Annotated in this window: 8 protein-coding genes; 6 read left to right on the forward strand and 2 right to left on the reverse strand. The window is 66.3% G+C overall.

The window, feature by feature from the left end; translation table 11 throughout:
* Positions 1 to 530 precede the first annotated feature (530 nt).
* Together AC07M7_RS14970 and AC07M7_RS14975 are read left to right on the forward strand one after the other, a co-directional pair.
* Complete coding sequence (locus AC07M7_RS14970) at positions 531 to 2,942, forward strand: ribonucleoside-diphosphate reductase subunit alpha (RefSeq protein WP_004136104.1); 2,412 nt, start codon at positions 531 to 533, stop codon at positions 2,940 to 2,942.
* 140 nt (positions 2,943 to 3,082) lie between these two features.
* Positions 3,083 to 4,102: a ribonucleotide-diphosphate reductase subunit beta gene (locus tag AC07M7_RS14975; protein ID WP_012509755.1), complete on the forward strand. Its 1,020-nt coding sequence runs from the start codon at positions 3,083 to 3,085 to the stop codon at positions 4,100 to 4,102.
* 157 nt (positions 4,103 to 4,259) lie between these two features.
* On the opposite strand, the gene AC07M7_RS14980 is transcribed toward AC07M7_RS14975, so the two are convergent.
* Complete coding sequence (locus tag AC07M7_RS14980) at positions 4,260 to 4,895, reverse strand: LysE family translocator (RefSeq protein WP_253079592.1); 636 nt, start codon at positions 4,893 to 4,895, stop codon at positions 4,260 to 4,262.
* Between the two features lie 152 nt (positions 4,896 to 5,047).
* Here AC07M7_RS14980 and AC07M7_RS14985 point away from each other — a divergent pair, with 152 nt between their 5' ends.
* The 3 genes from AC07M7_RS14985 (at position 5,048) to AC07M7_RS14995 (ending at position 7,516) form a co-directional block, all read left to right on the forward strand.
* Positions 5,048 to 5,449, forward strand: a complete 402-nt coding sequence (locus tag AC07M7_RS14985; RefSeq protein WP_065724127.1) for an acyl-CoA thioesterase — start codon at positions 5,048 to 5,050, stop codon at positions 5,447 to 5,449.
* A 55-nt stretch (positions 5,450 to 5,504) separates the two neighbouring features.
* Positions 5,505 to 6,308: an NAD-dependent protein deacetylase gene (locus tag AC07M7_RS14990; RefSeq protein WP_136639095.1), complete on the forward strand. Its 804-nt coding sequence runs from the start codon at positions 5,505 to 5,507 to the stop codon at positions 6,306 to 6,308.
* Positions 6,309 to 6,415: 107 nt separating this feature from the next.
* Positions 6,416 to 7,516 (forward strand): NADH:flavin oxidoreductase/NADH oxidase, encoded by a 1,101-nt coding sequence (locus AC07M7_RS14995; protein WP_428709774.1) that lies wholly within the window; start codon positions 6,416 to 6,418, stop codon positions 7,514 to 7,516.
* 3 nt (positions 7,517 to 7,519) lie between these two features.
* Here AC07M7_RS14995 and AC07M7_RS15000 read toward each other — a convergent pair whose 3' ends face one another.
* Entirely contained in the window at positions 7,520 to 8,431 is a 912-nt protein-coding gene (locus AC07M7_RS15000; RefSeq protein ID WP_495207753.1) for a LysR family transcriptional regulator, read from the reverse strand.
* A gap of 114 nt (positions 8,432 to 8,545) precedes the next feature.
* On the opposite strand from AC07M7_RS15000, the gene purU reads away from it, so the two are divergent.
* A complete protein-coding gene (gene purU / locus AC07M7_RS15005) occupies positions 8,546 to 9,397 on the forward strand; it encodes a formyltetrahydrofolate deformylase (protein WP_136639137.1) in 852 nt (283 codons plus the stop codon).
* Positions 9,398 to 9,426: the final 29 nt, after the last annotated feature.

The raw sequence follows: 9,426 nt of genomic DNA on the forward strand, positions 1-9,426 counted from the left end.
TGGGCAAGGCCGTCACCGGCCGGAAGTCACCCGTCCACCGGATTCCCACCGGCTGCCCACCACCTATCCACAGGGTTGTCCCTAGCCAGTTTCATCACTGTCATGTGAAGCTGTCATCGTTCCGCTGGTGGGGCGCTGATTGCTACCGCCGTGATGTTTTTCGGGCTTGACTGCGCAGCCCGTTCCAGCAGGTTCAAAGCGTCCAAAGCGGGCGCCGACGGCCCGATCCTTGCGGCGCAAGGGATTGCCGAATTTCACTACATTTGGCGTTGACGGACCCCCTGACCCCCACTATCTTGTGGCTGACGGCGTTGGGAACCCCAAGCCGCCGGGTCCATGGAATGGATCGCCGGACCCTCCGGTGATGCGCCCTCCACGCCCGAAGCGGCACCGGTCAGCACTACCAGCAGCAGCCACAGGCGCAGGTCTCAATTCCTGCGACGCCGGTCTGCAATGCTGGGGTGTCACGTCCCGGGCCGCGTCATCCGATGCACCGAGCCACCATCCATCACGCCAAGAGGACTCACGCCGTGACCACCGAATCCAGCGCCACCATCGAGAAGGAAAGCGAATTCCTGTTGACGTCGCCGCCGACGGCCAACGCGATGAGTGTGACCAAGCGCAATGGCACGACCGAGCTGGTGGATCTGAACAAGATCGTGCGCGCGGTGCAGCGTTCCTCCGAAGGCCTGCACGCCGTCGATCCGATGCGCGTGGCCACCCGCACCATTTCCGGCCTGTACAACGGCGCCACCACCCGCGAGCTGGACGAACTGTCCATCCGCACCGCCGCCCTGCTGATCGGTGAAGAGCCCGAGTACGGCCGCCTGGCCGCGCGCCTGCTGGCCAACTACATCGCCAAGGAAGTCTCGGGCCAGGAAATCTATGCCTTCTCGCAGTCGGTTGGTCGTGGCCACGAAGTGGGCCTGATCAACGACCGCCTGCTGAACTTCGTGCAGACCAACGCACGCAAGCTCAACGATGCGATCGACATGTCGCTGGACCTGAACTTCGATTACTTCGGCCTGCGTACCCTGTACGACCGTTACCTGCTGCGCCATCCGCACACCCGCAAGGTGATCGAGACCCCGCAGCAGTTCTTCCTGCGTATCGCCAGCGCGCTCAGCGAGGACGTGCCGGAGGCCCTGGCGCTGTACAAGCGCATGGGCAACCTGGACTACCTGCCGTCCAGCCCGACCCTGTTCAACTCCGGCACCACCCACGAGCAGCTGTCCTCGTGCTTCCTGCTGGATTCGCCGCAGGATTCGCTGGAGTCGATCTACTCCAAGTACGGCGATATCGCCCAGCTATCCAAGTTCTCCGGCGGTATCGGCGTCAGCTACACCCGCGTGCGTTCGCGCGGCTCGCTGATCAAGTCCACCAACGGCCATTCCAACGGTATCGTGCCGTGGCTGAAGACCATGGATTCGTCGGTGGCTGCGGTGAACCAGGGCGGCAAGCGCAAGGGCGCGGCCTGCGTCTACCTGGAAACCTGGCACGCCGACGTCGAGGACTTCCTTGAACTGCGTGACAACACCGGCGACGAATCGCGCCGTGCGCACAACCTGAACCTGGCCAACTGGATCCCGGACCTGTTCATGAAGCGCGTCGAGGCCGACCAGGAATGGTCGCTGTTCGATCCGCGCGTGGTGCCGGAGTTCACCGACCTGTTCGGTGAAGCCTTCGAAGCCGCCTACCTGCAGGCCGAGGCACAGGGCAAGGCCAACCGCACCATCTCCGCGCGCAAGCTGTACTCGCGGATGATGCGCACCCTGGCCGAGACCGGCAACGGCTGGATGACCTTCAAGGACAAGTGCAACCGCGCCAGCAACCAGACCCTGCGCGCCGGCAACGTGATCCACCTGTCCAACCTGTGCACCGAAATCCTGGAAGTCACCTCGGCCGAAGAGACCGCGGTGTGCAACCTGGGTTCGATCAACCTGGGCAACCACTTCGACGGCAACGGCGAGTTCGATTTCGACAAGCTGGCCGACACCGTGCGACTGGCCGTGCGCCAGCTCGACCGCGTGATCGACCTGAACTTCTACCCGATCGAATCGGCGCGCCGTGGCAATCTGCGCTGGCGCCCGGTCGGCCTGGGCTGCATGGGCCTGCAGGACGTGTTCTTCCGCAAGCGCCTGCCGTTCGACGGCGCCGAAGCCCGCGCGCTGTCGAAGAAGATCGCCGAGACCATTTACTTCCACGCGCTGGAAACCTCGGTCGAACTGGCCCAGGAACGCGGCAAGCACCCGTCCTTCGCCGACACCCGTGCGGCCAGCGGCGAGCTGCAGTTCGATGCCTGGAACGTGGTGCCTGAAGACGCCGAGCGTTGGGATAGCCTGCGCGAGCGCATCAAGGAACATGGCCTGCGCAACTCGCTGATGATCGCCATCGCACCGACCGCGACCATCGCCTCGATTGCCGGCTGCTACGAGTGCGTTGAACCGCAGGTGTCCAACCTGTTCAAGCGCGAAACCCTGTCCGGTGACTTCCTGCAGGTCAACCGCTACCTGGTGAACGAGCTGAAGAAGCTGGGCCACTGGACCCCGGAAATGCGCGACGCGATCAAGCTGGCCGAAGGCTCGATCCAGGGCATCACGCAGATTCCGGAAACGCTGCGCCACGTCTACCGCACCGCGTGGGAACTACCGATGCGTTCGCTGATCGACATGGCCGCCGACCGTGGCGCCTTCATCGACCAGTCCGCCTCGCTCAACCTGTTCATGGAAAGCCCGAACATCGGCGCGATGTCCTCCATGTACATGTACGCCTGGAAGCAGGGCATCAAGACCACCTACTACCTGCGTTCGCGTCCGGCCACCAAGATCGCCAAGACCACGGTCAGCCACGCCGCAGGCGCCGCCCCGGAGAAGGTGTTCAGCCCGGAAGAGGCCATCGCCTGCTCGCTGGAAAACCCGGAAGCCTGCGAAGCCTGCCAATAACATTGCGTGGTGGGTGCCGACCGTTGGTCGGCACTCGAACACTTCGCACTTATAGAGCCGAGCCATGCTCGGCTGCTGGAATGACAAGGTAGCGCCGGGCCACGCCCGGCGTTTTGACCCGAGAAGACAAGGAAACACCCATGGCCGACAAGCCCAAGCAGATGCTGCTCGATCCCGGTTTTGAACTGACCCTGCGCCCGATGCGCTACCCGCAGTTCTATGACATGTACCGGAATGCGATCAAGAACACCTGGACGGTGGAAGAGATCAACTTCCAGATCGACATCAGCGACCTGCACAGCAAGATGTCGCCGGGCGAGCGTCACCTGATCCACCGCCTGGTTGCGTTCTTCGCCACCGGCGATTCGATCGTGTCCAACAACCTGGTGCTGAACCTGTACCAGCACTTGAACGCACCCGAAGCGCGCATGTACCTGTCGCGCCAGCTGTACGAAGAAGCGCTGCACGTGCAGTTCTACCTGACCCTGCTCGACAACTACCTGCCGGATCCGGACGAGCGCGTCAAAGCCTTCGCCGCGGTGGAGAACATCGACTCGATCAAGAAGAAGGCCGATTTCTGCTTCAAGTGGATCGACTCGATCCAGAACCTGAAGCGCATCGAGACCCGCGAAGAGCGTCGCCAGTTCCTGCTCAACCAGATCTGCTTCGCTGCGTGCATCGAAGGCCTGTTCTTCTTCGCCGCGTTCGCCTACGTCTACTACTTCCGTTCGCGCGGCCTGCTCAACGGCCTGGCTTCGGGCACCAACTGGGTGTTCCGCGACGAAAGCGCGCACATGGACTTCGCCTTCGAGTGCGTGGACGTGATCCGCGAGGAAGAGCCGGACCTGTTCGACGACAAGATGAAGCAGGATGTCTATGACATGCTGGCCGAAGCGATCGAGTGCGAAGTGCAGTTCGCCGAGGACGTGCTGTCCGGTGGTGTGGCGGGCATCTCCACCCGTGACATGCGCCAGTACCTGCAGCACTGCGCCGACAACCATTTCCATCGCCTGGGCATGGAGCGCAAGTACAACGTGCGCAACCCGCTGAGCTTCATGGAACTGCAGGACGTGCAGGAACTGACCAACTTCTTCGAACGCCGCGCCTCGGCCTACCAGGTGGGCGTGCAGGGCGAAGTCGCCTTCGACATGAACTTCTGATCGAACCGGTCAGGCCTGTCGCAACGAGAAACCCCGGCCAACGCCGGGGTTTTTTGTTGGTAGCGCCGGGCCATGCCCGGCGGAAACCGTCCGGCACGACGGACAACGTCGGCCGCGCTGCGCGCTCGCCGGGCATGGCCCGGCGCTACCGTATGTCTTACCGCCGCCCTTCCACCGCCATGCGCACCGCCAGCCCGGCCAGCACCGTGCCCATCAGCCAGCGTTGCACCACCTGCCAGGTCGGGCGCGCGGCGAGGAAGCCGGCAATGCTGCCCGCGGTCAGCGCGATGATGCCGTTCACGGTCACACTCACCGCGATCTGGGTGGAGCCCAGCACCACCGATTGCATCAACACGCTGCCTTCGCTGTCCGGGTGCAGGAACTGCGGCAGCAGCGACAGGTACATCACCGCCACCTTGGGGTTCAATAGATTGGTCAGGAAGCCCATCGTGAACAGCTTGCGCGGGCTGTCCTGTGGAAGCTCGCGTACCGCGAACGGCGAGCGGCCGCCGGGCTTGAGCGCCTGCCAGGCCAGGTACAGCAGGTACAGCGCGCCACCGATGCGCAGCGCGTCGTAGGCGAACGGTACGGTCATCAGCAGGGCGGTGATGCCCAGCGCCGCGCACAGCATGTAGAACACGAAGCCCAGCGCCACCCCGCCCAGCGAGATCAGGCCTGCCACCGGCCCCTGGCAGATCGAGCGCGAGATCACGTAGATCATGTTCGGCCCGGGTGTGAGCACCATGGCCAGCGACACCAGCGCAAAGGCCAGCAGGTCGGAAGTGGCGGGCATGGGCAGTCCTGGCAGTGGGCGTGGCGCAGTGTAACGCCTGCCACAGGCGCGGCCTGCGCAGGCGCCGCTGCCGGGTGACCGTTGCACGTGCATTCCGATGGCCATCACGCCGGTCGCTTAGAATCCGCAGCACCCCACACCGAAGCACCCCCATGACCCCGATCCCCGAGACCGTGCCGCCCACCGAAGTGCGCATGGCAGAAATTGTCTTCCCCAACCACACCAACCATCTCGGCACCCTGTTCGGTGGCCAGGCGCTGGCGTGGATGGACAAGGCCGCGTTCCTGGCCGCCGCCCGCTACTCGCGCCGCACCGTGGTGACCGCGCGCAGCGACCAGGTCGACTTCAAGCTGCCGATCCGCATCGGCCAGATGGTGGAAACCATCGGCCGCATCGTCGAAGTCGGCCGCAGCTCGATGAAGGTGGAGGTGGAACTGGTCGCCGAAGACCTGCACAGCGGCGAGCGCAAGCTGTGCACCCGCGGCCACTTCGTGATGATCGCGCTGGACGAGGAAGGCCATCCGATCGCGGTGCCGCCGCTGCCGACAGCCTGATCCGCCGGCTGAACCTGCGCTTGCGGGGGCGCCGCCGCGCCCCCATCTGGCAGCCATGACCCCGCCACTGACCGACTTCATCGACCGCGCCCAGCGCCTGTTCGTACTGACCGGCGCGGGTTGCAGTACCGCTTCGGGCATTCCCGATTACCGGGATACCGATGGCCAGTGGAAACGCACGCCGCCGGTGACTTACCAGGCCTTCATGGGCGAGGCGGCCACCCGCCAGCGCTACTGGGCGCGCAGCCTGCTGGGTTGGCCGCGCTTCGGCCTGGCCCAGCCCAACGGCACCCACCAGGCCCTGGCCGCGCTGGAAGCGCGCGGCACGCTGCAGGTGCTGCTGACGCAGAATGTGGACGGCCTGCACCAGCGTGCCGGCAGCCACAACGTCATCGACCTGCACGGCCGTCTGGATCTGGTGCGCTGCATGGGCTGCGAGCGCCGCAGTGGCCGTGAGGAATTCCAACAGCGCCTGCTGGACGCCAACCCCGGCTGGGACGCGCTGGAGGCCGGCATCGCCCCGGATGGCGACGCCGACCTGGAGACCGATTTCTCCACGTTTGTGGTGCCCGAGTGCCCGCACTGCAGCGGCGTGTTGAAGCCGGACGTGGTGTTCTTCGGCGAAAACGTGCCGCGTGAACGCGTGGCGGCGGTGCACGATCACCTGCAGCAGGCCGACGCGGTGCTGGTGGTGGGTTCCTCGCTGATGGTCTATTCCGGTTTCCGCTTCGTGCAGGCCGCAGCCAAGGCGGGGCTGCCGGTAGCCGCGCTGAACCGTGGCCGCACCCGCGCCGACGACCTGCTGCAGTTCAAGGACGAGCGCGACTGCGCCGAGGCGCTGGCCGGCTGGGTGCGCTGACCCAGCGTCTGCGCCTTCCCACGAAACAGCGATCCATCCAGACGGTTGATTCGCAGGCCGTGCGGCGGTGCAATACGCCCCCCCATCCGCTTCTCCCCCGCCTCGCCGTGACCCAGCTGTTTTCGCCGATCTCGTTCGGCCCCCTGACCCTGTCCAACCGCATCGTCATCGCGCCGATGTGCCAGTACTCCGCCGAAGACGGCCGCGCCAGCGACTGGCATGCCATGCACCTGGGCAACCTGGCGCAGTCCGGCGCCGGCCTGCTGATCCTGGAAGCCACCGCGGTCGAGCCGCGCGGCCGCATCAGCTGGGCCGACCTGGGCCTTTGGGACGATGGCACCGAGGCCGCGCTGGCGCAGGTGCTGGCCAGCGTCCGCCGCTGGTCGCCGATGCCGCTGGGCATCCAGTTGGGCCACGCCGGCCGCAAGGCCTCGGTGAAGCGTCCGTGGGACGGCGGTGGCCAGTTGCCGGCCGACGATGCGCGTGGCTGGGCCACGCTGGCACCGTCGCCACTTCCGTTCCATGCCACCGATCCGGCACCGCAGGAGCTGGACGAAGCCGGCATCGCCGAAGTCATCGCCGCCTTCGCCGCCAGTGCGGTGCGCGCCGAGCGCCTGGGCTTCGAGCTGATCGAGCTGCACGCCGCGCACGGTTACCTGCTGCACCAGTTCCTGTCGCCGCTGAGCAACCGCCGCACCGATGGCTACGGCGGCTCGCTGCCGAACCGCCTGCGCCTGCTGGTGGAAGTGTTCGATGCGGTGCGTGCGGTGGTGTCCGACAAGGTCGCCGTGGGCGTGCGCATCTCTGCCAGCGATTGGGTCGATGGCGGCTGGGACCTGGTGCAGAGCGAGGCGCTGGCCCAGGTGCTGGACGCGCGCGGCTGCAACTTCCTGCATGTCTCCAGCGGCGGCCTGGACGAGCGCCAGAAGATCAACGTCGGCCCGGGCTACCAGGTTCCGTTCGCGGCGGCGATCAAGGCCAAGGTGCGCATGCCGGTTATCGCGGTGGGCATGATCACCGAACCGGAGCAGGCCGAGTCGATCCTGCGCCATCGCCATGCCGATGCGGTAGCGCTGGCGCGCGGCATCCTCTACGACCCGCGCTGGCCGTGGCATGCCGCCGCCGCGCTGCGTGACAGTGTGGACGCGGCGCCGCAGTACCTGCGCTGCGAGCCGCGCGATGCACGCGGCGTGTTCAAGACGCGCTGAGGCTCACACCCGCCAGGCCGGCGCCATGCCGGCCTGCAGGTGCTCGAACAGCGCGCGGATCTTGGCGGTGAAGTCGCGACGGTCGCTGACGCAGAAATAGACTTCCATCGGCTCCGGTCGCCACGCGGTATCGGCGCCGAACACCGCCTGCAGGCGGCCATCGCGCAGGTACGGCTCGGCCACGAACGCAGCCAGCCGGGTGATGCCGGCACCGGCCGCCGCCAGCGTCGCCAACGCGTCGATGTCATCGCAGACCATGCTCGGCGGCAGCGCGGTGCCCACGCGCTGGCCATCCTTCAGCAGGCACCAGCGCAGCGGCCGGCCGTCGGTGGGAAAGCGGTGCAGCAGACCGCGATGGCCGCTCAGGTCGGAGGGTAGCTGCGGCGTGCCATGTGCCTTCAGATAGGCCGGTGAGGCACAGAACACGAAGGGCACGCGCGCCAGTTGCCGCGCGACCACGCCGTCCTCCAGCTGCGCACCGATGCGGATGCTGGCATCCACCGCCTCCGGACCATGCTGCACGGCGCGGTCGGTCAGCCGCAGCTCCAGCTGCAGTTGCGGGTAGCGCTGCTGCAGCGAAGGCAGCAACGGCGCAAGCACGTGGCGACCGAACGCGCTGCTGCTGGCGATGCGCAGCGGTCCGGCCGGTTCGATGTCACCGGAGGTGACCATCGCCTGCGCGCGTGCCAGGTCGGCTTCGATGTGGCGCACCTGCGCCAGGTACAGCGCGCCGGCCTCGCTGAGGGCCAGCTGGCGCGTACTTCGGTTCAGCAACCGTACGCCAAGATGCGCCTCCAGCCGGTTGATGTTCTGGCCGACTGCGGTGGCGCTGATGCCAAGGATGCGGGCCGCAGCGGCAATGCTGCCGGTCTCTGCGGTGCGGGTGAAGCTGCGGATCAGTTGCAACAGGTTCATGACCGACCAGCTTGCCATGGAGAAACCCAAGTATCGCTTGGGACTGAACCAAGCAGGTCGGTTGCATCGGTGACCATCGATCCGGCAGGCATGTCGCTGCCCTACACTCGGAAGATGCGCCCCGATTCCATCCTCACCCTGTCCTGCCCCGACCGTACCGGCATCGTCTACCGCGTGTCCGGCCTGTTGTTCGACCACGGCTGCAACATCCTCGACGCCCAGCAGTTCGGCGACGAGGAAAGCGGCCGCTTCTTCCTGCGCGTGCACTTCGACCGCGATGCGAGCCTGCCGTTGGAGACCGTACACGCCGCCATGGCTACGCTCGCCGCCGGCTTCGGCATGGACTGGCAACTGCACGATGGCCGACGCCGCGCACGCCTGCTGGTGCTGGTCAGCAAGCAGGGGCACTGCCTCAACGACCTGCTGTTCCGTGCCCACAGCGGCCAGCTGAAGGTCGACATCGCGGCGGTGGCGTCCAACCATGCCGACTTCGCAGCGCTGGCCGCGTCCTACCAGGTGCCGTTCCATCACCTGCCGGTGACCGCCGATACGCGTGCGGTACAGGAGCAGCAGATCATCGACCTGGTCGAACGCGAGCGCATCGACCTGGTAGTGCTGGCGCGCTACATGCAGATCCTGTCACCCACGCTGTGCCGCGCCCTGGCCGGTCGTGCGATCAACATCCACCACAGCTTCCTGCCCAGCTTCAAGGGTGCGCAGCCGTACCACCAGGCGCACGCGCGCGGCGTCAAGATCATCGGCGCCACCGCGCACTACGTCACCGAGGATCTGGACGAAGGCCCGATCATCGAACAGGACGTGGCCCGCGTGGACCACGCGATGGCACCGCGCGAACTGGTGCGGCTGGGCAGCGATACTGAATCGCTGGTGCTGGCACGCGCCGTGCGCCGGCATGTGGAGCACCGCATCCTGCTCAACGGGCACCGCACGGTCGTGTTCCGGTAGTGCCGGCCGCTGGCCGGCAACAGCAGAGA

It is taken from the genome of Stenotrophomonas sp. GW821-FHT09E08, from assembly GCF_059416125.1.

What these genes read in the sequence shown, in the direction of transcription:
- AC07M7_RS14985 (WP_065724127.1), top strand. Translation starts at nt 5,048, where the DNA reads ATGACCCCGATCCCCGAGACCGTGCCGCCCACCGAAGTGCGCATGGCA.
- AC07M7_RS14990 (WP_136639095.1), top strand. Translation starts at nt 5,505, where the DNA reads ATGACCCCGCCACTGACCGACTTCATCGACCGCGCCCAGCGCCTGTTC.
- AC07M7_RS15000 (WP_495207753.1), bottom strand. Translation starts at nt 8,431, where the DNA reads ATGAACCTGTTGCAACTGATCCGCAGCTTCACCCGCACCGCAGAGACC.
- purU (WP_136639137.1), top strand. Translation starts at nt 8,546, where the DNA reads ATGCGCCCCGATTCCATCCTCACCCTGTCCTGCCCCGACCGTACCGGC.
- AC07M7_RS14980 (WP_253079592.1), bottom strand. Translation starts at nt 4,895, where the DNA reads ATGCCCGCCACTTCCGACCTGCTGGCCTTTGCGCTGGTGTCGCTGGCC.
- AC07M7_RS14975 (WP_012509755.1), top strand. Translation starts at nt 3,083, where the DNA reads ATGGCCGACAAGCCCAAGCAGATGCTGCTCGATCCCGGTTTTGAACTG.